This is a genomic window from Sphingomonas sp. URHD0057 (genome assembly GCF_000620665.1).
In the GTDB taxonomy this organism is placed as follows: domain Bacteria; phylum Pseudomonadota; class Alphaproteobacteria; order Sphingomonadales; family Sphingomonadaceae; genus Sphingomicrobium.
On record NZ_JIAU01000012.1, the window covers coordinates 14,377 to 38,852 of the forward strand.

Consider the following 24,476-nt stretch of genomic DNA (forward strand, 5'->3'; position numbering starts at 1 on the left):
CTGGACCTCGTTGCAATCCAATGTGATACTTGAGGGCCATGTCGAAACAGAGCCTCCCGGCGCGTATCGCGAGACGGCTGCGTTCAGCGCTGAACCTCCCGTCCCCGGCGATCCTGATGTACCACAGGATCGCGGACGAACGGTTCGACCCTTGGGCGCTCGCAGTCCGTAAGGAGAATTTCGCCGGGCAATTGGCTTGGCTCAAGACGCACCGCGTCCCGCTCGGCCTTGCGGAAATGGTCGAGCTGCAACGCCGGCGGAAACTCCCGCCGAAGGCCGTCGCGATAACCTTCGATGACGGTTATTCCTGCAATGCGAGGGTCGCGGCGCCCCTGCTCGCCGAACACAAAATTCCGGCAACCATGTTCCTTACGACCGGGCCGATCGTCGAGGGCAAGGAATTTTGGTGGGATGAGCTCGAGCGGATCGTCCTTGCCGTGGAAGCAAGTGAGATGGCGCTGGAGTTGCCGCGCGGGACCCGGACCTTGGCCTTGGGTGAAAAGCGGCCCGACGACCGAACATGGACGCCCGGCCATTCACCCCGAACGCCGCGGCAGAAGGCTTATCATGAAGCTTGGTCGGCGCTGAAGCCACTGAAATCCGGCGAACAGCAGTCGATCCTCGAGGGCTTGCGGTCGACGCATGACCTCTCGCCGGGTCCACGCGAAACGCATCGCCCGATGACTAAGGTCGAGGTGCGAAGCCTCGAGACCTGCGGCATTGAAGTGGGCGCGCATTCGCTAACCCATACGTCCCTGCCGGACCGGACCAATGAGGAGAAACGGCAAGAGATTGGGGGAAGCCGCGACCGTTGCGCGGCGCTCACGGGAAAGGTGCCTCGAACCTTCGCTTATCCTTATGGCGATCTTGACGATGAGAGCGCGGCAATCGTCGAGGCGTTCGATTTCGACTGCGCCTGCACAACCCTCGAAGGAAGCGTCAGCAATGACGACCGCTATCGTCTTCCGAGGATCCAGGTTCGAGATTGGGGCCCGGAGCAGCTCCGCGCCGCTTTGGCCGGCCGATGAAGCGGCGCCGCCCGGCCAAATCGGGCGTTGATGTCTCGGTCTGCCTGATCACCTACAATCACGCGCGCTTCGTCCGCTCGGCGGTGGCGAGCGTTCTCAAGCAGGATATAAGACGGCCGTTCGAGCTCATCATCAGTGAGGATGCGTCAACCGACGGAACGCGCGAGATCGTCGAAGAGCTGGCAAATAAGGATGCAAGGATTCGCCTGCTGATGTCGCCCTCCAACTTAAGGTCGAACGAACCGGTACGGCGGGCGATTGCCGCCGCCGAGGGCCGCTATATCTGCATCCTTGATGGCGACGATCGCTGGCTCGCCCCAGATAAGTTGGAGCGTCAGGCCGACTTACTCGACCGCAATCCCGACATGGCCGCATGCTTTACCAATGCCTTGGTTGCGTACGATGACGCCACGGGTCCGACCGATATCCGCTGGACCGCGCCCAGCCTCAACAGCCGCGTCAGCTTCAAAGAATTGTGGGAGGGCAATCCTTTTGCCACTTGCGCCGGGATGCTTCGCAGGGACGCGCTCCACGACCTCGGAAGTTGGTACCTCGACTGCTTCCCGATCACCGACTGGCCGCTTTACCTCCTCTGCGCGCAATCGGGCGACATCCTGTTCGTCGACGAGCCGTCCGGCCTCTATCGCGTCCACGGCGGCGGCGAAGTGGCGGGAAGGCCGGAGCGGGACCGGCTGCGACTTATCGGGCGCTTTTACGAACAGATGAAGCGCGCCCGCAATGGCGCATGGTCGGATCACGCGCGGCGGGGCGGCTCTTTGTATTTCGCCGGCAAGGCCTCGCAGTTCATTGCCGAGAACCGGCGATCCGAGGCTCGCCTTGCACTGGTTCTGGCGCTCAAGGCCGGCGGCGTCGGCAGGTCAGTTCCATGGCGAAATTGGCTGGGCCTTTTGCGCCGGGGGTTGGGGTGAGGGCAAAGTTCGTCCCCCGCCCCGAGACGGCCGAGCGTCCCCGCTGGTCGGTCATGATTCCGGCCTATAATTCGGCGGCCTTCTTGCGCCGGACCCTGGCCAGCGTGCTTGCCCAGGACCAAGGCCCCGGCCGCATGCAAATCGAGGTTGTGGACGATGCCTCGAGCGACGATCCGCGAAGCATCGTCGATGAGGTTGGCGGCGGCCGCATCGGCTTTTTCGCGCAGCCGGCGAACCGTGGGCAGATCGGCAATCTGAACTGCTGCATCGAGCGGGCGCGGGGCGAGATCGTCCATCTCCTGCACGGCGACGATTATGTGCTTCCCGGATATTATGCAGCGCTCGATCGGGCGTTCGAGCGGAGCGAGGTGGGAGCAGCCTTCTGCCGCTGGATGATCGTCGATGAAAGCGATCGAACGCTTACCGTATCCGAGCCCGAGCAAGAACATGCCGGTTTGCTTAAAGACGCGCTGGCGCACCTCGCGGCTGAGCAGCGCATCGTCACGCCTTCGATCGCCATCCGGCGGCGTGTTTGGGAGCAGCTCGACGGCTTCGATTCGCGGTTGCGCTGCGCCGAAGACTGGGAAATGTGGGTGCGGATCGCGGCCCATCATGCGATCTGGTACGAACCCGAATTGCTTGCGGCTTACCGTCGGCATGATGGATCGACCACGGCGCGCGGCAGCCGAAACGCCGAAGAACTTTATTATAGCGGCCTTGCGATTACCCTGTTTGCGCCACTCCTTCCGCCCGAGCGTGCCCGGGACATTGTGCGATCTGCTCGCCGCGCTTACGCCAAGACGGCGATCGCCAATGCCCGGGGCTATCGCCGTCGACGGGATTGGTCCGCGGCCCGGGCCAATGCGGCCGCGGCTCTGAGGCTCGACCCTTCGCGCGGCTCGTTGGCCGAGCTCGCGCGCGCTTTCCTGAAGCGGCGGGAAGGCGCGTGAAGCGCCTCGGGATCGTCGGTTGCGGGGCGGTCGCGCGCCGATATTATGCGCCGGCGCTTCTCAAGGCTGAGGCGGGCGGCAAGCTGAAATTGGCCGGAGCGTTCGACCCGGACACGCGTGCGGCGCACCGCTTCCTCGATGACTTTCCGGATGCGAGTGCAGAGGCGACGCTGGAGGGTTTGCTGGGCATCGCCCATGACCAGGTGATCATTGCCTCGCCGCCCGCCTTTCATCGGGAGCAAGCGATCGCCGCCCTTCGACGGAAAATTCCTGTCCATTGCGAGAAGCCCCTCGCAACGGGCGTCGACGATGCGCTGGCGATGATCGCGGAAGCGAGGCGCGCCGGCACGCGATTGTCGGTTAACATGGTGCGGCGGAAGCTTCTGTCGGCGCAATCGATCGGCTCGATGATGATGCTTGGATCGATCGGCGAGCTTCGTTCCATCGAGATTTTCGAGGGCGGCCCTTTTTCCTGGCCGGTCGATTCTCCGGCCTATTTCGATCCGGCGTCGGGTGCTGTCGGGGTCCTCGACGATCTCGGGACGCACATCCTCGACCTCCTGTGCTGGTGGCTCGGCGCAGCGACCGGCATCACTTATTGCGACGATGCAATGGGCGGCATCGCCGCCAATTGCCTCATCCAGGCGAGCTTCGGGATCGCCACGGCGCGCATCCGGCTCAGCCGTGACTGGCACCGGCCCAACCGCTGGACCCTCATCGGAAGCGAGGGCTTGATCGTCTGGAACCGCGAAGACGAGAGCGTCGAAGCCGAGGTGGGATCGTCACGCTGGCGATTGAGCGGCGCCGGAAGCGGCCAGCATCAGACCTTTGAGCAAGCCTTCGCGGCGCCCATCGAAGCGATCGCGAATGACTCGCCCGACAGTGCCTTCGTGCTCGCCGGCGACATCCTCCCGAGTCTCCAGGCGGTGGAGGCCTGCAAGGCGGTTCGAACCGCGATGGCGATGCCATGGCTGAAGTAAGCAAGACCGCAATTCTTGGAGCCTCGGGCTTCATCGGCAACCGGCTCATCGAAATGGCTGCCGCGGAGGGCCGTTTGGACGCGATCGTCCCGGTCGTCCGAAGAGCAAGCGGGCTCGCGCTTGCCGGCCGGTTCGGCCTTCAGGGCCGGGTTGTCAGCACGCTTGATCGCACCGGCCTTGCCTCGGCGCTCGGAGGCTGTTCCGATCTCGTGTGCGCGGCCGCCGGCGACCCGCGCACAATCGTTGAAAGCATCACCCCAATCTATGAGGCCGCTCGACAGGCGGGGCTTCGCCGAATCATTTATCTGAGCAGCGCGATGGTTCACGGCCAAGCCCCCGCGCCTGCAACGAGCGAGGCTTCGCCGCTCTCGCTCAAGCAGCCTCTCGCCTACAACAAAGCCAAGATCACGGCCGAACGGCTGCTCCAAGACTTGCTTGCCGATGGCGGCCCTGAAATTGTGATCCTGAGGCCAGGCATCGTTTACGGGCCGCGGTCGCGATGGACCGGCGGTCTCGCCAACGACCTCCTTTCAAAAACGGCCTTTCTTGCCGACGCGGGAACCGGGATTTGCAATGCCGTTTACGTGGACAATCTCGTTCATGCGGTCAATCTCGCCCGCCTCGCCAAAGGGGTAAGCGGGGAAGCCTTCCTGCTCAACGACCGCGAGACCATCCAATGGCGCGATCTTGTGGCGCCGCTCGCCGAAGCCTTGGGAATCGAGCTCGAGGCCCTGCCACGCCCGGCTGCCCAGGACCTGCTGCGATCTATGGGCGGCCTGTACCAGCGCGTCCTGCTGCCGGCGGCGCGCGGCGCGGTGGGGCTGCTCCCGAAACGCCTGGCCGAAGCGCAGCGGGCAGCCCGGCGCGCCCTTCGGGGATTGAATATCGATGATGATCGAGGACCATCCCAATCGGCCGAGGCCGTCCGCGAAATGGCGCTGCTGCAAAGTTGTCGCACGCGCTTGAGCTCGGCCAAAGCCGAGCGGATGCTGGGCTATGATCCGCCGATCCGCTTTGCCGAGGCGTGCCGCCGCTGCGTCGAATGGCTGCGCTTCGCCGATTATCCGGTGCGTTGATGGCCGCCGCTCCCGAAACCGCGCCGGTGGCCGTGGTCATCCCGACATACAATCACGCCGCCTTCCTCCCCGCGGCGATAAGGAGCGTGCTCGCGCAGAAACCGTGCCCGCTTGAGATCATCATCGTCGATGACGGGTCCGACGATCACCCGGAAGAGGCGATCAAGACGTTTCCCGGCGTGCGCCTGGTTCGCCAGAGGAATGCCGGCCTTTCAGCCGCGCGCAACCGCGGCGTCAGGGAGACAAGCGCACCTTTTCTGCTGTTCCTCGACGCCGACGACCGGCTGCTCCCCGGCGCGATCGCGTCCGGCCTTGCCTCCCTGGCTTCGAACCCGCTCGCGGCCTTGACCTACGGCGCCTACGACATTGTCGATGCACCAACGAGGAAGGTGACGAAAGTTGCGTTCCGGCCGGTTCCCACGGACGCGTTTGCCGCTTTCCTAGCGGGCAACCCCGTCGGAATGCACGGATGCGTTCTCTACCGGCGGCGGGCATTGGAAGGGGCCGGCGGGTTTCGCGAAGGCTTAAGCGCCTGCGAAGACTATGAGCTCTATCTGCGCCTGTCGCGCGATTATCCCGTGCTTTGCCATGACGACCGCTGCGCCCAATATTGGCATCATGGCGGCAATATGTCGCGCGATGCCGCTTTCATGCTTCGCTCGGCCCTCCGCGTTCTTCGCGATTATCGCGAAGAGGCGGATCGGCGTGGCCATTTCAACGCCTATCGCGCCGGCGTGGCCGGCTGGAAACTCTTCTATACCGGTGTCTGGGCCGGCCTTGTCCGGGAGCATCGGCCCGGCGCTGCAGCCATGGGGCTGAAGCTGTTGAGGCTCGCGCCCGCGACGCTCATCGCAAAGGCCTGCTCGGCGGCATTGAGGGTGATCCGGTGAGAAGGGAGGCCGTCCAGGTCAGCGCGATCATCATCGTCCTTAATGGCGAAGCCTATCTCGAGCAGGCGGTGCGAAGCGTGCAGGGCCAGACGTTGAAGGATTGGGAGCTTCTCATCGTTGACGATGGTTCGGCCGATGGGACGATCGCCATCGGCAATCGCTTCGCTGAAAGCGACGCGCGGATTCGCTTGCTCCGCCATCCCGATCGCGGGACCCGTGGAATGAGCGACACGCGCAACCTCGGTCTTTCCGCGGCTGCCGGCGATTATGTCGCATTCCTCGACGCCGACGATGTCTGGCTGCCGGAAAAGCTTGCCGAGCAGGCCGCCTTGCTCAAAGCCCATCCGGCCGCCGCAATGGTCTACGGCCGGACCTTGATCTGGAACGAGTGGGCCGGCGGGAACGACTTTTTTTATGAGCTGGGGGTTGCCCCAGACCGGCTCCACGAGCCGCCCAAGCTCTTCTTTCAATTGCTCGAGAACCGGTATCAGACGCCGACCACCTGCAACGCCATGATCCGCCGCCAGGCGGCGCTCGACGCGGGAAGCTTCGATGGACGTTTTCGCGGCATGTTCGAAGACCAGGTCTTTTTCGCCAAGATCCTTGCACTGCATCCGGTCTACGTCAGTGGCCAAACCTGGGCGAAGTACCGGCAACATGCCGATTCAAGCTCGGCGGGAGCCCGGGCCGCGGATGTGTTCGAGACTCACGTGCGCTATCTCATGGCCATTCGCGGCTTCCTTATCGCCCGCGGCAAGCGCTTTTCAAAGGAGCGGCTGGCCGTCGAGCGAACGATCGCGCGGCTGGTCGCGGGAAGAGCGAAGCGCGCAATAAGGTCGCGGCTGCGCGAGGCGCTGCGGTGAAGACGCTCGTTTCCATCATCCTACCTTATCGCAACGCCGCTCCCTTCCTCGCGCAGGCGATCGCGAGCGTCGAGCGGCAAAGGATTCCGTTCTGGAAGCTGCTTCTCATTGACGATCATTCGACCGACGAGGGGCGCGGCATTGCGGAACAGGCGGCCGCGAACGACAAGCGGATCCTGAACCTGCGCTCGCCGGCCGGTGAAGCGGGAGCCGCGGCTGCCCGCAATCTCGGCCTTCGCCACGCCACCGGCGACTATGTGGCCTTTCTTGACGCGGACGACCTGCTCTTCCCCGACAAGCTCGAGACCGAGATTTCGCTGATGGAGCGGTTTCCCGAGATCGGCATGACATGGGGCGCAACTCGATGGTGGTATCCAGGGCAGGAATATCGCAACTGGTCCGATTGCCCGCGCCGCCTCGCAGGAAGGGTCCATAAGCCGCCATCGCTCTTGAATTCCGCATTATTGCTGCAGGATACCCACGTTCCGAGCCTGTGCGGGATCATGGTCCGCCGCGCCGCAATTCCAGAGGAACCTGCGTTCGAGCCCGGCCTCGAGCTTTATGAAGACCAGAGTTTCATCGCCAAGGTGCTCGCCCATTGGCCAGTTTATGTCGGCCGGCATCGGACGGCCCTTTATCGCCAGCATGCGGGCTCGGCGTCGGCGCAGGCAGAAACCGAGGGCGCCTACGGCCGGATCGGGCCCCACCCGGCGCGTTCGAGGTTTCTCGCTTGGGTGCGTGCCTATATCGATCGAACGCCGGACCTCCAAAGACAGAGCGGGGGTGCCCTTCGCATCGCCGGGGCCATCCAAAGCGGCGATCCTTCAACTTTGAGTGTGGCGGAACAAAGAGCGCTTGTCCGCCGCCAGCTTGTGAAGAGCGCAACACGCCCCTTCGCCTGGGCCGGCGGGTCGCTGAAGCGTCGCCTCCTGCAAGTCATTCATTGGCGCAACGGAGCTTCAGATCCGCTCGGTCGACCACTTTAGGCTGGGGCGAAGGACCCCGGGCCATGGCCCAAACCATCCGAAGCGCGCCTCGCCAGAATCAAGAATGTCGATATTGAGCGCGGCGGGGAGATCGAGGATCGAAGCCCCGCCGCAGGTGAAGCTGAACGAGACCGAATAGGCACCGTCATTGAGGAGACGCCCGGGGATGAGGCAACGCGTTCGATAGGTGCCTGCCGGCATTGGCCGCGGCAGCTCCCATGGCGCCTGGTCGAACAGCAACAGGCCATTTTGATCGAAGAACTGGATATTGGCCTGGTCGATCGCGCCGTCGGCCAGGACTTCGAATTCCCACTCGACCGCAAAATCGCTCGACGTGTCGATGGGGCGTGATGGATCATTGATCGGCTGTGCGCGCGCGGCCAGCGGGTGCACCAAAGCGGGTGCCGCAGCGGACTGCTCGAAGGTCGCCGTCGCGCCGCCCTCCTCAGCCGGAGCCCTCAGGCTCGCGAGATAATTGGCGATCACGGAAGGCGCCGGACCGTCCTCGGCAAGACGCCCCCGGCTTATCCAAAGCGCGCGCTGGCAGAGGGCCTGGACGGCGGCCAGATTGTGGCTGACGAAAACCACCGTCCTTCCTTCTTCGGCAACGCTCTCCATCCGCCCCAGACATTTCTGCTGGAACGCTGCGTCGCCGACGGCGAGGACTTCGTCGACGAGCAAGATGTCGGTTTCGAGGTGCGCGGCCACCGCGAAGGCGAGGCGGACATACATTCCGCTTGAATAATATTTGACGGGTTCTTCGAGGTGGCTTTCGATGCCCGAGAAATCGACGATCTGGTCGAACTTTCGTGCGATCTCGGGACGCCGCATGCCGAGCAAGGCGCCGCTCAGGAATATATTGTCGCGTCCTGAAAGCTGGGGATGGAACCCGGCTCCGACCTCGAGCAGGGATCCCACGGCGCCCCGGTATCTTACGGTTCCCGAGGTCGGCTCGGTGATCCGCGAGAGAATCTTGAGCAGCGTGCTCTTGCCCGCGCCATTCGCGCCGATGATCGCGACTGCTTCGCCTTCGCCGACGTCGAACGACACATCCTTCAGCGCCCAGAAGTCACGGAGCTTGGACTTGCCGCTCCGGATTCGCCGTCCAGCATCGCCGAGCGCATCGATCAGCGACAAATGGCGGGCGCCCGCGCCGATCGAATATCGCTTCGCAAGGTCGCGGACTTCGATCGCGGAGAGCATCAAATGACGTCCGCGAAGCTGCGCTCCATCCGCCGGAAGATCATGAGTCCGCCAACGAGCAGGATCAAAAGCGAGGTGAGGGACAGCGGCAGGTAGGCCCAGGCATCAGCGTCCGTGCCGAGCATCGCCCAGCGAAACAGCCCGACGATGCAAGCGGCAGGGTTGAGCGCCATCAGCGGCTGCCACTTATGAGGAACCAAGCTTAAGGGATAAGCGATCGGCGTTGCGAACAGCCAGAGCTGGAGCGCGAAGGGCAGGACGTAGGCGGTGTCGCGGTAGCGGACGCCAAGCGCGGCAAGTGCCGTTCCGACGCCAACGGACAGGAGCAAGGCCAGAGGGATTGCGGCGAGCGCGACGAGCGCGACTGGTCGCGGAGGATAGCCCGCGATCGTCAATACGGCGACCAGCATCACGAAGGTGATGAGGAGGTCGAAGAGGCCGGAAAGGATCGCCGCCAGGGGAATGGCGAGGCGCGGCAGGTAAACCTTGTCGACCAGCTGGGAATTGCCGACGAGCGAAGCCGCTGCCGCCGAAACGCTTTGGCTGATGAAGGTCCACAGGACGAGGCCGGTCAGCGCAAATATCCAGTAAGGCACCCCGTCCGATTGAAGGCCGATCAGGCGCCCGAACACGAAGGTCAGGATTGCCATGGTCGCAACCGGCTGCAGCACCGCCCAGCCCCATCCGAGCAAGGTCTGGCGATAGCGGACCTTGATGTTTCGTTTCACCAGGAAGAGCAAAAGCTCGCGATGGTCGATGAGCTCCCTGGCGTCGGGAAAACCCCAGCCGCTTGAGGCACGGATGAGCGTGACGGGCCGGTCGACGGCCGGGCTCGCCGCGTTCGAGGATTGGGTTTGATCGTTCATGCCAAGAATGCCAGAAGCTCAGCTTTCGACTGTTTGCGCGGGGCTTGCTCGAGTTGATTGAATCTCTCCGGCGTAAAGTAAAGCAGCTCATCCGCCGCAGGATCGATTTCGGCGACCTTGGCTCGACGCGCCCGGTGAGCCGGAGTTTCGGCTTCGACCGCGGAACTCCGGTCGATCGTTATTTTATCGAGAGCTTCCTCGACCGGCACCGCGAGCTGGTGCGCGGCGCCGCGCTCGAAGTCGGCGACGATACGTACCTCCGGCGGTTCGGCGGGAATGGCGTCACAGCCGTCGACATCCTCCACATTGACGCTTCGAGCGATGCGGCGACCATTATCGGCGATATGTCCGATCCCGCGACCCTTCCCGAAGCAAAGTTCGACTGTCTGATCGTCACCCAGACGCTGCATCTGGTGTACGACATGCCCGCAGCCGTCCGGAACCTCTATCATGCGTTGAAGCCGGGCGGGACGTTGTTGATGACCGTGCCCGGAATCACGCCGATCGCCAGGGATCGGTGGAAGGAGACATGGTACTGGTCGGTCACGCCCGCGGGCGCCGGCCGCTTGTTTGCGGACGCGTTCGGACCCGGGGACTTCCGCGTCGAATTTTACGGCAATGTGTTCGCGGCGGTTGCTTTCCTTGAAGGCGTTGCGACCGAAGAAGTGGCAAGGGCCAAGCTCAATCTGAAAGACGAATCCTACCCGGTGATCGTGGCGGTACGGGCGACCCGCGCATCCGCCGATTGAGCGACGCCCACGGGTTTCAGCGGCCGGCGACCGCGCGATAAACTCGCCGGGTCTCGGCGGCAATTTTCTTCCAGTCGAAGCGGCTGCGGAAATGTTCGGGATCGACCGCGTAGGTGTCCGACGAACGCGCAAGCGCCGCTTGAAGCCCGGCGGCGTCGCCGGACCTGAAATAATGGTGCCTCGAAAGGCCCAGATCGAGATTGGGTTGGATATCGCTCAGCAGCATGGCGCACCCGCTGACGCCGGCTTCGAGGGCCGCGATCGGCAGGCCCTCATGCGACGAGGGCAGGACGAACAGATCCGCATGTTCGTAGAGATGTGCGATCGTCGAGCGCGGCTGGACGCCCGCGAAGATGATCCGGTCACTCGCTTGGGCAAGAAGCCCGCTCGCATACGCCGACCCGTGATCGGCGCCGCCGACCATAAGCAATTTCCTCGGGTCATCGCTTCGCGAAAAAGCGTCGACCAGCAGGTGCAGGCCTTTTTCCGGAACCAACCGGGCAACGCAGAGGACATATCGCTTCGGCCTGACACCGAGCTTGTTAAGTATGACTTCGGGATCGCCTTGCGCCGATAAGGACGGTGCTCCGTTTGGGATATGCCGCACCTTGGTCGCTTGGCGGGGGAAGCGCGCCTTGAGGCGCACGGCCAGTGACGGCGACACGGCGATGACCTCGTTCGCAAAAATGAGTGCGACGCGCTCGCCGAGGCGCAGCATCAGCTTTGCCGCGCGGCCCCATTTGTCACGATGGTAATCTTCCCCATGATGCGTGAACACGACACGCATTCCAGCCAAGCGCGCCAATGGCGCTGCAAGGCCCGGCCCGATTGCATGAATGTGAACGAGGTCGGCGCCCGTGCGCCGCGCATGCAGAATCCCGACGAGGGTCGACGCCAGGGCCTCCGTGCTTCGTCCCTTGGGCGAGGCCAAAGCGGTGACCCGGACCCGCCCGACCTTGCCGGTTTCCGAGGACATGTAGGGGCGGCGCGCAAGCACCTCGAGCTCGACGTCCGGGTCGAGCGCGGCGATCCTCGGCAGCAGCTCTTCGCAATGCGATTCGACGCCGCCCATGATTCCCGGGATGCCTCGTAGGCCGGTGACGCAAATTTTGATGGGCGAGCGCTTCTGGGGCATCTTTCAGGTTTCAGGCTTATCAACTGCCAGCGCGTGAAGGCAGACAAAAAGCGCCGTCAGTTTGGCGACCGCGCTGTCAGGCGCGGCACCGGACCAGGAACTCCGCATAATGCGGGTTCCGGCCGACTCCCTCGGCCTTATATTTCGAGCGGACCAGCTCGGAAATCTCGAAGGGAAGGCCGGCAATTGTTTGGCCCAGGAATTTCGGGTCGAAGGACGCCATGGCGCGAATGACGCGGCTGATTTCGCGAGCGCCTCCGCGGCGCAGTGCCCGATGGAGCATGAACCGGCTCAACCGATTGCGCCCGAGGTGGAACTTGGACTTAAGCTCGGGATGCCGGGGCAGGAGATCGGCGGTGGCAAGGTCGCGCGAGCGCAGCATCGCTGCGACGTTGGCGGACATGTTGTGCGGTAGGCTGCGGTAGCCGGTCAAATGGGAGGGAACGACCGCATATTGGTACTTTTCAGCAAGCTCGCAGTAGAGTTTCCAGTCTTCGCAGCCCTCGCCGCCGCGGCCCCGCAGGCTCGGGTCGTAGCCCGACGTATTGCGGAATGCGTCCATGCGGATGAGCGGCGCGCTTCCATTCCCGACGAAGTTGAACTCCGCGAGGACCGGGAGGACCCAGCCTGCGTAATCGGGAGAATGCTTGGTGTGAATGATCCGCGATTCATCGTCGATGAGCGCGAACCAGGTGTACACGACCCCGACTTCAGGGGCGCCATGTTCGAAGGCCTCCAATTGCCGCTCGATCTTCGTCTTGTGCCAGAGGTCGTCTGAATCGATGGGGGCGAGAAACTCCCCCTTGGACAGTCTGGCTCCGGTATTGCGCGCCGCGGCGACCCCGGCATTGTCCTGCCTGACGTAGCGAATACGGGGGTCGGCGTTAGCGTGGGACTGGACGATCTCCGGCGTCCTGTCGGTCGATCCATCGTCTACGACGATGACCTCGAGCTGCGCGTGGGTCTGCGCGCGAGCGCTCCACAGCGTTTCAGACAGGGTCGCTTCCCCATTGTACGCAGGGACGACGACAGAGACGAGCTTCTCAGAACACGAGATCGGCATGAAGCATTCAGTATACAAAAATTTAACGATGGAAACTCCTCCAAGCCAAGCCGTCTTTATTTGAGACGCCCGACCTTGAGGACGCGCTCGGGCCCGCAGGCCGTATTGCGGAGCGTAGCGACTTTCGACAGCCTCCCGCATGAAAGGTGGCCTGGGGAGGGTAAACGCTGGACAGCTTCGTTGAGGGGTGCATGGTCTGCTACCCTCTCGGGCCGCGCAGGTGAGAGCGTTGTGGAGTGCCCTGGATGAACGGTAGAGAAGGCCTCAGCCCGTCACTTCCGCTGTGGTGCAGCGTTCCGGTCGCCGCGGTCCTCTGCCTCTTCATCGCCTATCGGTTGCTGAGGACGCGGACCTGGCCGGAGCGATATCTCATCATCGCCTGCTCCTTGCGGTACCTGGTGTCGGCGTTTCACGACTTTACTTATCGGCTGGCGCCGGGCGGCCTTAGCTACATTGCCCTTGTTTCGATCGGGCTGGTCGCGCTTGGCGCGCTCACGCTCGACAAGCGCCGGCTCTTTATCGGCGCCTTCCTGCCTGTCATCGTCATTTGTGTCCTGATGCTTGCGAGCGGCGTCTTGAACCACGACCCGAAGAGCGCACTTGAGCCGATCGTTCGCAACGCCTTCTTCATCGTGATCGCCGTCGCGGTTTGGCAAACCGTGGATGTCGCCGGTCCCCAAGCCTTGACGAGATTGCTAGTCGTCTTTGTCCAGCCGATCATTTTCCAGGTCCTGTCGATCGCCCTGCATGTTGCCAAAGCGGGCGAGTCCGACGGATCGGTGAGCTACATTGGTGGCTATAATCACGAGCAAGTCTTCTCGCTGATCCTTGCCAGCTGCTTTGTGGTTGCCACCTTCGCGAGCCGCATAAGCCGGTGGGCCAAGCTCGCTATCTCGGGTTTGAGTATCGTCGGCATCGGCCTCGCGAATTACCGAACGACGATCCTTGGTATGGTGCCGCTGTTGATCGTGCAGCTATTCACAGCAGTCCCACGGGCCGTTCCGCTGCAGCAACGCGGGCTCGTCCGGAGCGCTATGCTCGCGCTAGCGGTTTGCGCGGCTGCCGGTGCCATTGCCGTCGACCCGACCCGGTTCAGCGATATCGCGAAGGTCGCGACTCATGGCACTGGCCTCATCAAGCCGCCTCACGAATTCAGTGCTGACGACCGGCGCGTGCTGTCAGGGCGGATCTATATCTGGAGCAGCTATCTTTATGCTTACAACGAGGCGACACCTACTCAGAAAGTCTTCGGAACGGGCCCTGATGCGTGGGCAGAGCAGTTCCGTTTCTATGCTCACAATACGCTAATCTCCTATCTCTACGAGCTCGGCGTCCTCGGCGTTGCCGCAATCCTTCTCCTGTGGGGAACGATGCTCAGCATTGCCTGGCATGTGCCAGGAACAATGCGAGCGCAGGTCCTCGGCGCCCACGCGAGCTTCTTCCTTCTCAACATGGCAACCATGCCCCACTGGCAGATCGAGGGTAACATCCTCTACGGCCTCATCTGCGGCTATACGCTTGCGCTTGCGCGCCCGGGACGACCGGCCGGGCGAGCGCAACCTCGTCTCCGGCAAGCGCCCTACGAACCTGAAGCGTCAAGGGGCTCGCCAAGCGCCCCTTCGATGACTTCCCAATAGCGCTTCACAGAACTTTCGACGGTAAAGCCTTCAGCGCGTCTGCGCCCTGCTGAGGCAAGCTTGTTGCGAAGCTCCGAATCCTGAACTTTGATCAGCGCTTCGCTCATCGCTTGAGGGTCGTCGACCGGTACGAGGAGGCCGGCTGGCGCCTCGACTGAACCGCTCACCTCCTCGCGGCGCACGCCCGCGAGGATCTCCGCGGGTCCGTCGGCGCAATTGGTCGCGATTGCGGGAATGCCGAGGCTCATTGCTTCGACAAGGGCGTTCGGAAAGCCCTCGGCATTCGAAGAGAGAACAAACGTCCGCGCCCGCGAGAGCAGCGGATAAGGGTTCGCAACAAAGCCCGGTAGAAGGACTCGGTCGGCAAGGCCGAGCTCGCGGCCCAGCTCGAGCAAGGCATCTCTCTCGGGCCCCTCTCCAGCAATCACCAGCCGCCCCGGAAGGCCTGCGCGGGCAAAGGCGCGAAGAAGAAGCGCGAAATTCTTCTTTGGCACCAAGCGACCCATTGCGAATGTGTAGGGGTCCTCCGGAACGTCCGGAGTCTCGTCGGAGGCACGCGCCCGGATTTCATCGATGTCGACCGGATTTGCGATGACGTCGATTCGCGACCGCTCGACGCCGTAATCGCGCGCTAGGGCCTCTCCGACGCCAAGCGATACGCCAATGACGCGCGACGCTTTCGGGTAGGTGAAGCGAACGATGCGCCTGGTGACGACCCCGCGGAGGCCGGCGCCTAGTTGCGCGCCGGTATTGATCCGCTCGCTGATGATCGCGGGCGTGCCGCGCTTCGCGCTCACCCATGCGTTGGCGACATTGGCGCGGGTCAAAAAACTCACCATGCAATCGGGGTCGATCTGCCGCGCGAGAGCGCCGAGCTGGCGAAGGCTTGCGCCAAGGCGAAAGCGGCAATCGAGATCATGAACCCTCACCCAGTCCGGCACCGAATAGGCCGAGGGCTCGCGGTCGAGGAGCGCAAGACGGATGTCGAAACGGCCGCGAAAGCCCTCCGAATGACGCAATAAGGTGGTCATGACGCGCTCCGCCCCGCCGCCGCACAGCGAGTTGATTACGAACAGGATTTTGCGTCGATGTCTTGGCATGGCGAAGCCGCGATCTTCAGCCGGTGCACAGATCAGGGTCAATCACTTCTTGGACGTTGACGCCCTTTTCCGCCTGCCATAGCGTTCGGCCAGTGCTGTCGACCCTGATCACGCGGTTGCCTACCCAACGAGCGCAGCGGGTGGCCGTCAAGGCCGCGTCCCTTGCCCATTTTCACCAGGGGACGCTTCCCAATTTCATCATCATTGGCGCGCAAAAAGCAGGCACGACGTCCTTATATTCCTATCTTCGCGAACATCCTGACGTTCTTCCCTGTGCCTATAAGGAAGTGTGGTACTTCGACCTGAACTACCACAAGGGAACGAAATGGTATCGACGGCAATTCATCGACCCGGCGTCCTTGCCCGATTCCGCCACGCGCCATTATGCCGTGGGCGAGGCCACGCCTTATTATCTCTTTCATCCCTGGGCTCCGCAAAGGATTTGGCGGACGGTTTCGCAAGCGAAACTGATCGTCCTCCTGCGTGATCCAATCGCTCGGGCTTACTCACAATATCAGCATAATGTCCGCAAAGGGCGCGAGACCTTATCGTTCGCTGAAGCCATCGAGCGGGAGCGGCAAGTCTATCCCGGCGAAATGGAGCGCTTCTGTTCGGATCCGAGCTACGAGGGCGAGTTCCATCGCCATTATGCCTATTTGAACCGGAGCTGCTATGCGGACCAGCTCGAGGAATATCTTCGCTATTTCGACCGCTCGCAGCTGCTAATCTTGAAAAGTGAGACGCTGTTTGCGCATCCCGCCGCGGCTTATTCGGAAAGCTTGCGTTTCCTCGGCCTTCCGAACCGCGAGCTGCAGGATGCGCGCGCGCTGAACGTCGGCAAATACGACCAGACCGCGATTCCTGTGCATGACAAGCTTCGGGCGCATTTCGAGCCGCATAACCAGAGGCTTTACGACATGCTCGGGGTGGACTTCGGGTGGTGAATTCCTCGGCTCGGGGCGCGAGGCTGTCAGAGCGATGATCACTCCTCCTGGGGCGATGGCCCCTCTGCCGATGGTGAAAAGTCCTCAGGGCGGGGACGAGCATTGATTCTGTCTCACAGGCACCGTTTCATCTTCATCAAAGGTGTCAAAGTCGCTGGGACCAGTGCGGAGATCGCGCTGTCTCAAATCTGTGGGACTGATGACATCATCACACCGGTTACTCGCCGGGATGAGCAGCACCGCCTTGGATCGGCTGGCGAGCCGCGCAATTACACCGCTCACTTCTATCCGCCGATCATGCGGAGAGCCTTCGAACGGCGATATCTCCGCTTGCTCAAAAAGCCGCAGGACCGGTCCTTGCTCGGCCGTTTACACAAGCGCCGGTTTACCAATCACATGGCTTTGCGGGAGGTTTTAAGGCTCGTTCCGGAGGCTTGCGATTACCAGGCAATTTGCGTGGAACGCTCGCCATATGCAAAGGTCATGTCCTTCGCCAATTGGCGACGGCATAACCGGACCTACATGCGTGGCGGTGCGCTCCAGCAGGAGCCATCGGGTCTGGTGGAATCGATCGATGAGTACCTCGAAGACGGCTCGGTGAGGCGCGTGCTGAACGTCGAGCGTTACCGCAACCTCCAGGGCCAGGTCCTTGTCCGGCCGTGGACAACCGCCAACTTGGAGTCTGAGCTGGCGGACTTCTTTCGCTCGCGGGGTGTCGCGCCGGTCCCGCTGCCTCGCGCCAAACAGGGTGCAAATTCGGACAGCTTGGATCCAGCAAGAATTCTTCGCGGCGATCAGATCGCGGCCATCAACTCGATCTTCGCCGAAGAGTTTGAACTCTTTGGATGGCCTATGATCGAATAGGCGGTTAGGTTCGTCGCAGGTTCCCGTGGAATGTCGGCCCATGCGACGGACGGTGAACTCACCTTGGCCACCAATTCGCTCGAGTGTCGTACCCAATGAGGCATGCCGTAGTTAAAATCTTTGGCGAGCGTAACACGGCGACGAATGCTCTTCAGAAGGTGATTGAGCTGAATTCGGCTGCTCGATGCTTGCCATCGACGGCAATTCAACTCGATCCTGGTGCTGCGCAGCGAGCGCGCTGGTCACTCACTCGGCGGTCCCGGGAGCGCAAGATCGACGCGATTTTTGCTGGCCGCGGCGCTCTCGAGGCCTGGAAACATTGCGCCACGGATTTTCGCGACGCGAGTGCGTTCGCCAACGTTTTAGTGACTTTCACGGTGCGTCATCCGGCGTCCTGGCTGCTGTCCCTGTACAAGCACCCCTATCACGAGCTGGGGCGGACCGTGCGAGATTTGACCGGCTTCATTCATGCTCCTTGGCCGACGGTCGGGCGCGAACGCCTCGGCGGCGGCGAGTTTCGCCCTCTAGAATTGTATCAGCGGAAGTTGGACTCCTACTTCGAGCTGGAAGAGAGACTAGGTCAAGCCGGAATGGACTATCGGTTTGTAAAATTTGAGGATCTTATCTTGCGTCAGCAAAGCGCCTTCGAAGAGGTCGCTCAATGTCTTTTCGATCCGAAACCTGAGTTCGAGGAACTCAGGCAGTCGACGAAGGACCGCACCAAACAACTCGACGATTATAAACGCTATTATGGCTTCGAGAATTGGCGGAGCGAACTCACTGGGCATGAAGATGCTGTGAACGGTGAGATTGAGTGGGCTAGACTGGACCGTTTCGGCTATGCTCCGCTGTAATTCAAGCCTTGCTACGAACTGAATCGATGTCACTTCGGCGACGCTTTGCGCAAAGTTCGGCATGGCTGATCGCCGGCACGAGCACCGACAATATCATTCAGTTCATTATTTTTGCGATTCTCGCCCGCATCCTTCCCATTCGTGATTTCGGCATCGTCGCCTTTACGATGTTGTTTGTTGATATCAGCCGCATCTTCGTGACTGGAGGACTGCCGGCGTCCCTCGTTCAAGCTCGAGACTGGAACGATCACGTCTCGTCAGTGTGCTTCACCTACAATGCGGCGATGGCGGTTGCCTTCGGCCTTCTTTTTGCAGTCGTGGGCGGACCTCTCTTCGAGCATTTCTACGGGGCCGGAAGCGGCTGGATTGTCGCCAGCTTAGGGCTGGTTTTCTTCATTGATTCGATCAAAGCTGTTCATGTCGCGAAGTTGCGCCGGGAGATGCGCTATCGCTCTCTAGCCGTGCGCGGCTCCGTCGCCGGCATTGCCGGTGGCGCGATTGCAATCGGGATCGCGTTGGCGGGGGGCGGAGCGTGGGCCCTGGTGTTCCAGAGACTGATCTACCAGTTGGTCTTGGCCTGGCTCTCTCTCAACGCGACCCGCTGGTGGCCAAAGCTCGTGGTTGATCGGCAAGTCCTCCGGCAATTGATGCCGTTCGGCTTGCGAGTGACGATTAGCCGAGGTCTCGACATGATCAACCTGAGGATGCCCAACATCCTCATCGGCTTTGTCGCTGGGCCGGTTGGCGTTGCCTTGTACCGTGTCGGAACGAGAGCCCTGGATACACTGAGGCGCATTTTTCTCTTCCCGTTCCAAGATGCCGCTTTTTCCGCTTTGTCCCGGATCCAGGCGCGGCCGGCGATTGCCGCTGCCTATCTCAGGCTGAACCGAGCCGTCGCCACGGTCGCGTTTCCGGTTTTCTTCGGCCTGACTGCCGTTGCGACCGACGTCACCACCTTGTTCTTCGGCGAGAAATATGCCGCGAGCGGCGACATTTTCGCGGTTCTCGCGCTCGCCGGGGTTCCAAACACCCTCGCCCTGTTTGCCGGCTCCGCATTCCTGGCGGCCGGGCAGCCGCGCATGGGCAATATCACCAACGCGACCTTGCTCCTGTTCAATTTGGTCCTGATCGTGCCGCTCACGTACCGGTTCGGAAGCGTCGGGGCGGCGATCGGCAACCTTGTCGCAATGTTGCTCGTCATGCCGCTCACCCTCCACCTCTTGAAGCGCCATCTCGATCTTCACGTCGCGGATCTTCTGCGGGCAATCGCGGCACCGACGATCTTGTCGGCCCTGATGGCTGCAGCGCTGTGGGGGATAAAGCTTTACTTACAATGGCCCATGCCGAGGCTCATCGAAGTGGCATTCCTCGTCGCCGCCGGCGCCGTCCTTTATGTCGGGATGTTCGCGCTGTGGGGGCGGGCGCACCTGCGCGAGCTGCTGATCGATCTCGAGCCCCTGTTCCCCGAGTCCGTCGGACGACGCCTCGCCGCCCTGAGCGGACGCCTGTCATGAGCCGTCCGAATTTCTTCATCCTGGGCGCGCCCAAATGCGGGACGACATCGCTCGCCGCATGGCTGTCGCAGCATCCGGACGTCTTCATTCCGCCGGAGAAGGAGCTCAATTTCTTCGACGACGACCATTCTTACAACGAGCGGATGTCGCTCGCCCAATATGAGCGACTGTTCGCCGCCGCCGATGCGAAAGCGATCGGCGAAGCCTCGGTTTGGTACCTCTATTCCCGCACAGCGGTCGCCAACATCCTCAAGTACCAGCCGGACGCGCGTTTCATTGTCTGCGTTCGGGATCCGGTGGACATGGCCTTCTCCCTGCACCAGCAGCAGCAGTTCAGCAGGTGGGAGGATCTCGCGGACTTTCGCGAAGCCTGGGAGGCGCAGGAAGCGCGCAAGCACGGGGCGCCAGTCGCCGCGCCGGAGCGGTCCCATCTCTATTATGGAGATGTGTGCAAGCTCGGCGAGCAGGTCGAGCGCCTGCTGGCGCAAACGGACAAGGTCCACTTCGTTCGTCTCGAAGTCCTGCGAGCCGATCCGCGCCGGGTTTACCAAGGGGTGTTGGAGTTCCTTGAAGTACCACCGCACGACGCCGATTACGGAGCGCATAACGTCGCCAAGGTGCGCCGTTCCCTCTTCGTCCAGAAGCTTCTCCAATCGTTGTTCAGAACGAAGCACCGGCTCGGTATCCGAGCAAGCTTCGGTGCTCTGACCAAATTATATCAGTGGAATACTCGGCGCTCGGAGTGGAAGCCCGACCCCGCGCTCGCAGCGGAGCTGGAACGCTATTTCGAGAGCGACAGGGAGAAGCTGGATCGATTGATCGCTGGGCAAGGCGCAGCCGCGCAGCGCAAATGGCGGGCGATTTCTTCTTAGGCCTTCTTAGAGAAACCGGCGATCAGGCCAGCGAGATACAGCATCCTGACCGCGATAAATCGGAATGGGCTCACCCTAAAATCGGTCGCTGTGAGGGTCGCGGCGTCGATGGGATGCAGGCGCCGCCTTCTTGCGTACAGCCATGCTTCCCGGCTCGCGAGCTTCAAGAGCATCGTTCGCGCTCTCGTGCTCGTTTCCGCACCTTGGCTGAGCGCAATCGCGGTTGCGAGAATCGGCGGGCTTTCGAACGGCGGCGGCTTTCGGTTGAGCTGGCCCGGGATATTGTCGCGGTAACGAACCAGTGGCGCGGGTATGAAAATCGCGCTCGCTTTCCCCATCACCCGTAACCAAGTGTCCTTGTCCTCGCCGCGATTGCAGCCTTCGGGAAACAGACCAGCCGCTTCCAGCACGGACTTGCGGATCACTGATGCACTCGAATGTATGGGCGACAGGCCCCGTTGGCCGGTCGCGAGCCAAAGGTCGAGATAGGCTTCGAAGTCGAGCTTTTGCGCACGGTCGCCGAACAGCGCTGGCGGGTGCTGGACGGCAGCGTCCTGCCCGATTGCCCGGCCTGAGAAGACGCAGCCCACGTCCGGATTGTCGAGAATGGCGCTCATGACCTTCGCCAGATAGTCGGCGCGCCATTGATCATCGGCATCGAGGAGCGCGATCCAATTCGAGCGCGACGCGCGGATGCCCTGGTTCCGGGCGACCGACGGCCCGCTTTGCGGCGATGCAGTCGTCAGTAATCGGATGTGGGGTCCGCCGACCCTGGTCGCGATCTCCCGGCTGCCATCGGTCGAGCCGTCGTCGACGACGAGGATCTCGCCCGGCTGGATCGTCTGCGACAAGATGCTCTTCAGTGTGTCTTCGATCCACGCGGCCTTGTTGAACAAGGGAATGACCACGCCGACGGTCTGCAGCAGGCTTGGAGCGTCTCCGCCGGATGCGGCATTAGGCCTGCGCCCGGTCATCCTGGTCTTTTGGGTCCGGCCGTCGCCTGGTCCAGCCCAGGAGCTTTGGCGATGCATGTTGCTCGTCGTCGTAATAATAATAGCTGTAGAGACCCCTCTCGAAGGTCCTCCTGGGCGCGAACTTCAGGAGCACCGAACCGAGGATGTCGGCGCGGACCGCGGTCAGGCGCTTCAGGCTTTCCTTGACCGCGCGCCGGTGCGCGCGATCACAGCCGACGACAAGGATCGTTTGCTCGGTAACCGCCGCCATCTCCAAAGTGTCGGCAAGCCCGAGGATCGGGGGCGTATCGATGATCACCTGGTCGTAGCGCCCCCTGGCCTGCTGGAGGAGGTCCCGGAACCGCGTTCCCGACAAGAGCTGTGCCGGGCTCGCCTTCGGCCGTCCAGCGGACAGCAAGTCCAGATTCTCGATGTCGGTGTGCTGGACGAGCTGGTCGTCGAAATGGCTCGAACCTTCGAGCACATCTGCCAATCCAGGGTCGAGCGATGCGTTGAGGAAGCCATGAAGGGAGGGGTTCCGCATGTCGCCGTCAATGAGCAGAACCCGTCGGCCAGACGCTGCCGAGCTCCGCGCGATCGCGAGCGCAGTGGTGGATTTCCCTTCCCCCTTTTGGCTGCTGGAGATGAGCAGTGAGGAGGGTGGACCAGCGGCCTGCGCGAGATCGATCGCCGCGCGGACTGCCTGGTAGGGCTCGGTGATGATCGAACGATCGTCGGCGAGGGCTTCGACCGGTGAAAGGCGGCGGCCAAGCTTTGGAACCGCCCCCAGGATCGGAACGCCGAACCGGCGCTCGACCTCATCGGGATTACGAATCCTGTCGTTGAACATCTCCCGTCCGAGCACGATGAGCAATGCAAGGACCGCGCCGACGATGCCGGCAAGAGCAAGGTTGACCATCAGATTGGGAGACACCGGCGACGAGGAGGGCTCGGCGAGGTCGACGATCGAGATGTTGTTGAGCGTGACGCCCGCTTCGGCGCTCACTTCCTTGTAGCGTTGCAGGAGCCCGTCATAAAGCTGGCGGTTGGTATCGACCTCGCGCTTCAGGATATTGTAGCGGATCCCGCGTGTCTGTTCCGAGAGCGTCGCGCCCTTGAGCTGCGAGACAGCGCCCGAAAGAGCGCCCTCCTGGCGCGCCGCCGTCACATATTGGGTGCGGATTGAATCTTTGACGGTGGCGGCGATATTCGCAATCTGCGAGTCCAGTTCGGCAAGCTGCGCGGCCTGCGCCTTGACCGCGGGATGGTCGGGCTGGCGGTGCTCCAGCTGCTGTTGATAGTCGGCCTGGACTTCCGCCCGCTTCTGCTCGAGTTGCTGGATCGCCGGGCTGGTCAGAACTTCCGGCAGGCTCATGACCGGCGTCGCCTGCGCGGCCTGCCAGCGTTCCTGAGCCTGCAGGCGCGCCGAACGCGCCGCCGCATAGGATTGATTGAGCTGAATCAGGTTCGAGGTGGTAAGCGATGGGGAACCGGCTCCGCCGCGATCGTTGCCGTCGGGGAATCCGGCGCCTTGGCTAGTGTCGACAATGCCTACGGCCCGCGCATAGGCAAGCATTGCCTGCTCGGAGTTCTCCAGCCGAGACTTGGTAATCCCGAGCTGTTGCTGAAGGAAGTTTTTCGAATAAGTCGAGGTGTCGAAGTGGCGTTGCAAATTGGCCGCGATGAAATTTTCGGCATAGCTGTTCGCGATCACCGCCGCGGTCTTTGGATCCGGACTCTGAAACGAAATCGGAAGTACACGCGAGTTCTTCGGAAGCTCGACGTCAAGATGCCCCAGAAGCTCGCCGATCGCCGTCTCGCGCCTCGCCGCGGGCTCCGCTTCGACGTGCATGGCTTTTAGAAAACGAGCGTTCGCCGCGAGGTTGAGGCTGTCGATGACCCTCGCCGCCAGCGCGCGACTATGCAGGATGTCGACTTGGGTCTGGAGGAAGCGGTCGGTGTCCTGGAGTGCACCGGCCGGCGCCGAATCCTCCGTTCCCAACACCTTGTCTTGCTGCTGATCGATCGCGACGCTGGCGGTCGCCATGTACATTGGGGTCATCAGCCTCGTGACGATGAACCCCGCGGCAAGGAAGGCGGCTACGACGACAAGTATGAGGTACCGGTTTCGCCACAGCGCGAGCCAGATGTCGCGCAGGTCGATAAGATCGCCCCTGTGCTCGTCCTCGAACTGGCGCATGAAGTTTGGGGCATAGCCCGTGACCGGGACGAGTTCGTTCCTGCCGTCGGGTCCGTTCACAATGATGCCGTTCATGGGATGACCGGCCGGAAGACGTTGAACAGGGACGCAGAGCTGACGACGTCTCGCCACAACCGCCTTGCTCCCGAGAAGCCGACCACCACCATGTCGTTGCCGACGATCTGGGGATCGTCGGCTTTGCCTTCACGAATAGCGCGGACATCGAACACCGCGCCCATCCTTTGGCCGTTGATGTTGCGGAAGACGACGACTTGGTCGAGCGCGGCCGTTCGAAGCTCGCCCTTGGCCATCGACAGCGCTTCGAGAAGGCTGGTTGGGCCCTGGAGCTCGAATACGCCCGGCTGGGCGACTTCGCCCTGCACGGCCACCTTTTGTGAAGCACCTTTTGCAACCGTTGTCGTGACCTTGGGATCTTTCAGGTACTTGGCGCCGAATAGGCCCTCCAATTTCCGGGAAAGCTCCGAGGCCGTGCTGCCCGCCGCATGAACATTTCCGACGAGAGGCAGCGACAGCTCTCCGGCCGCATCAACCTGGATGGCTTTGACCGAGAGGTCGGGTTCGCCAAAGACGGTGATGTCCACGACATCGAGCGGGCTGATGCGATAGGTCGCAACGGTCTGGTCGGAACTCGCGGCGGGCATCATCTGATAGGCGGCCGCCCCCCGGGGCAGGGTCTCGCTTACGCGCGAACCCGCGCAAGCCGAGAGCAAGGCCAATAGGATGACGGCGAGCCAACCTCGCATATTCTCTAGCCTTTGAAATAACGGGCGAAATTTCCGCTTTGAAGCGATTTCAAACC

23 protein-coding genes are annotated in these 24,476 nt (G+C 62.3%); 15 read left to right on the top strand and 8 right to left on the bottom strand.

Going from position 1 to position 24,476, the window contains the following annotated elements:
• Nucleotides 1–38: 38 nt before the first annotated feature.
• The 8 genes from N539_RS0108210 to N539_RS16160 are packed head-to-tail and all read left to right on the top strand — an operon-like array spanning nucleotide 39 to nucleotide 7,702.
• On the top strand, nucleotides 39–1,028 hold the full coding sequence (locus N539_RS0108210) for a polysaccharide deacetylase family protein (protein WP_028969880.1): 990 nt from the start codon (nucleotides 39–41) through the stop codon (nucleotides 1,026–1,028).
• Nucleotides 1,025–1,957: a glycosyltransferase gene (locus tag N539_RS0108215; RefSeq protein WP_028969881.1), complete on the top strand. Its 933-nt coding sequence runs from the start codon at nucleotides 1,025–1,027 to the stop codon at nucleotides 1,955–1,957. The genes N539_RS0108210 and N539_RS0108215 overlap by 4 nt, the downstream gene beginning before the upstream one ends.
• Nucleotides 1,954–2,907: a glycosyltransferase gene (locus N539_RS16145; protein WP_051531642.1), complete on the top strand. Its 954-nt coding sequence runs from the start codon at nucleotides 1,954–1,956 to the stop codon at nucleotides 2,905–2,907. Before N539_RS0108215 ends, N539_RS16145 begins: the two co-directional genes overlap by 4 nt.
• Entirely contained in the window at nucleotides 2,904–3,887 is a 984-nt protein-coding gene (locus N539_RS17750) for a Gfo/Idh/MocA family protein (protein ID WP_051531643.1), read from the top strand. Before N539_RS16145 ends, N539_RS17750 begins: the two co-directional genes overlap by 4 nt.
• Nucleotides 3,875–4,963, top strand: coding sequence for an NAD-dependent epimerase/dehydratase family protein (locus tag N539_RS0108240; protein WP_028969883.1), 1,089 nt, complete (start codon nucleotides 3,875–3,877; stop codon nucleotides 4,961–4,963). The genes N539_RS17750 and N539_RS0108240 overlap by 13 nt, the downstream gene beginning before the upstream one ends.
• Entirely contained in the window at nucleotides 4,963–5,853 is an 891-nt protein-coding gene (locus tag N539_RS16150) for a glycosyltransferase family 2 protein (RefSeq protein ID WP_051531645.1), read from the top strand. The genes N539_RS0108240 and N539_RS16150 overlap by 1 nt, the downstream gene beginning before the upstream one ends.
• Entirely contained in the window at nucleotides 5,850–6,716 is an 867-nt protein-coding gene (locus tag N539_RS16155; protein WP_051531646.1) for a glycosyltransferase family 2 protein, read from the top strand. Before N539_RS16150 ends, N539_RS16155 begins: the two co-directional genes overlap by 4 nt.
• Nucleotides 6,713–7,702 carry a glycosyltransferase family 2 protein gene (locus tag N539_RS16160; protein WP_051531647.1) on the top strand — a complete coding sequence of 330 codons (990 nt, stop codon included), beginning with the start codon at nucleotides 6,713–6,715 and terminating at the stop codon, nucleotides 7,700–7,702. The genes N539_RS16155 and N539_RS16160 overlap by 4 nt, the downstream gene beginning before the upstream one ends.
• On the opposite strand, the gene N539_RS0108260 is transcribed toward N539_RS16160, so the two are convergent.
• A complete protein-coding gene (locus N539_RS0108260) occupies nucleotides 7,676–8,905 on the bottom strand; it encodes an ABC transporter ATP-binding protein (protein ID WP_028969884.1) in 1,230 nt (409 codons plus the stop codon). The genes N539_RS16160 and N539_RS0108260 overlap by 27 nt on opposite strands.
• Nucleotides 8,905–9,771 (bottom strand): ABC transporter permease, encoded by an 867-nt coding sequence (locus N539_RS0108265; RefSeq protein WP_028969885.1) that lies wholly within the window; start codon nucleotides 9,769–9,771, stop codon nucleotides 8,905–8,907. The genes N539_RS0108260 and N539_RS0108265 overlap by 1 nt, the downstream gene beginning before the upstream one ends.
• A gap of 134 nt (nucleotides 9,772–9,905) precedes the next feature.
• On the opposite strand from N539_RS0108265, the gene N539_RS0108270 reads away from it, so the two are divergent.
• The gene (locus tag N539_RS0108270) at nucleotides 9,906–10,520 is read left to right on the top strand and encodes a class I SAM-dependent methyltransferase (protein ID WP_197018382.1); all 615 of its coding nucleotides are present in this window, start codon (nucleotides 9,906–9,908) and stop codon (nucleotides 10,518–10,520) included.
• 16 nt (nucleotides 10,521–10,536) lie between these two features.
• Here the strand turns inward: N539_RS0108270 and N539_RS0108275 are convergent, their stop codons facing one another.
• Together N539_RS0108275 and N539_RS16165 are read right to left on the bottom strand one after the other, a co-directional pair.
• Nucleotides 10,537–11,592, bottom strand: coding sequence for a glycosyltransferase family 4 protein (locus N539_RS0108275; RefSeq protein ID WP_051531648.1), 1,056 nt, complete (start codon nucleotides 11,590–11,592; stop codon nucleotides 10,537–10,539).
• Between the two features lie 139 nt (nucleotides 11,593–11,731).
• Nucleotides 11,732–12,718 (bottom strand): glycosyltransferase family 2 protein, encoded by a 987-nt coding sequence (locus N539_RS16165; RefSeq protein WP_051531649.1) that lies wholly within the window; start codon nucleotides 12,716–12,718, stop codon nucleotides 11,732–11,734.
• 245 nt (nucleotides 12,719–12,963) lie between these two features.
• Between N539_RS16165 and N539_RS0108285 the strand changes: the two genes are divergently transcribed.
• On the top strand, nucleotides 12,964–14,355 hold the full coding sequence (locus N539_RS0108285; RefSeq protein WP_028969888.1) for an O-antigen ligase family protein: 1,392 nt from the start codon (nucleotides 12,964–12,966) through the stop codon (nucleotides 14,353–14,355).
• Here the strand turns inward: N539_RS0108285 and N539_RS16170 are convergent.
• Nucleotides 14,298–15,455: a glycosyltransferase gene (locus N539_RS16170; RefSeq protein WP_051531650.1), complete on the bottom strand. Its 1,158-nt coding sequence runs from the start codon at nucleotides 15,453–15,455 to the stop codon at nucleotides 14,298–14,300. The genes N539_RS0108285 and N539_RS16170 overlap by 58 nt on opposite strands.
• Before the next feature lie 140 nt (nucleotides 15,456–15,595).
• Here N539_RS16170 and N539_RS0108295 point away from each other — a divergent pair, with 140 nt between their 5' ends.
• The 5 genes from N539_RS0108295 (at nucleotide 15,596) to N539_RS16175 (ending at nucleotide 20,503) form a co-directional block, all read left to right on the top strand.
• Nucleotides 15,596–16,399 (top strand): sulfotransferase domain-containing protein, encoded by an 804-nt coding sequence (locus N539_RS0108295; RefSeq protein ID WP_197018384.1) that lies wholly within the window; start codon nucleotides 15,596–15,598, stop codon nucleotides 16,397–16,399.
• Nucleotides 16,400–16,501: 102 nt separating this feature from the next.
• A complete protein-coding gene (locus tag N539_RS18480) occupies nucleotides 16,502–17,263 on the top strand; it encodes a hypothetical protein (protein ID WP_156029840.1) in 762 nt (253 codons plus the stop codon).
• Between the two features lie 95 nt (nucleotides 17,264–17,358).
• Complete coding sequence (locus N539_RS0108305) at nucleotides 17,359–18,117, top strand: hypothetical protein (RefSeq protein WP_028969891.1); 759 nt, start codon at nucleotides 17,359–17,361, stop codon at nucleotides 18,115–18,117.
• A gap of 26 nt (nucleotides 18,118–18,143) precedes the next feature.
• Nucleotides 18,144–19,631 (top strand): oligosaccharide flippase family protein, encoded by a 1,488-nt coding sequence (locus N539_RS0108310; protein ID WP_028969892.1) that lies wholly within the window; start codon nucleotides 18,144–18,146, stop codon nucleotides 19,629–19,631.
• Nucleotides 19,628–20,503 carry a sulfotransferase family protein gene (locus N539_RS16175; RefSeq protein WP_051531651.1) on the top strand — a complete coding sequence of 292 codons (876 nt, stop codon included), beginning with the start codon at nucleotides 19,628–19,630 and terminating at the stop codon, nucleotides 20,501–20,503. Before N539_RS0108310 ends, N539_RS16175 begins: the two co-directional genes overlap by 4 nt.
• Here N539_RS16175 and N539_RS17755 read toward each other — a convergent pair.
• Genes N539_RS17755 through N539_RS0108330 form a run of 3 tightly spaced genes read right to left on the bottom strand, consistent with a single transcriptional unit; the run spans nucleotide 20,500 to nucleotide 24,420 of the window.
• The gene (locus N539_RS17755; protein WP_197018385.1) at nucleotides 20,500–21,477 is read right to left on the bottom strand and encodes a glycosyltransferase family 2 protein; all 978 of its coding nucleotides are present in this window, start codon (nucleotides 21,475–21,477) and stop codon (nucleotides 20,500–20,502) included. The genes N539_RS16175 and N539_RS17755 overlap by 4 nt on opposite strands.
• Nucleotides 21,458–23,731 carry a GumC family protein gene (locus tag N539_RS16185; protein WP_051531652.1) on the bottom strand — a complete coding sequence of 758 codons (2,274 nt, stop codon included), beginning with the start codon at nucleotides 23,729–23,731 and terminating at the stop codon, nucleotides 21,458–21,460. The genes N539_RS17755 and N539_RS16185 overlap by 20 nt, the downstream gene beginning before the upstream one ends.
• Nucleotides 23,728–24,420, bottom strand: coding sequence for a polysaccharide biosynthesis/export family protein (locus N539_RS0108330; RefSeq protein WP_028969894.1), 693 nt, complete (start codon nucleotides 24,418–24,420; stop codon nucleotides 23,728–23,730). The genes N539_RS16185 and N539_RS0108330 overlap by 4 nt, the downstream gene beginning before the upstream one ends.
• Between the last annotated feature and the right edge of the window lie 56 nt (nucleotides 24,421–24,476).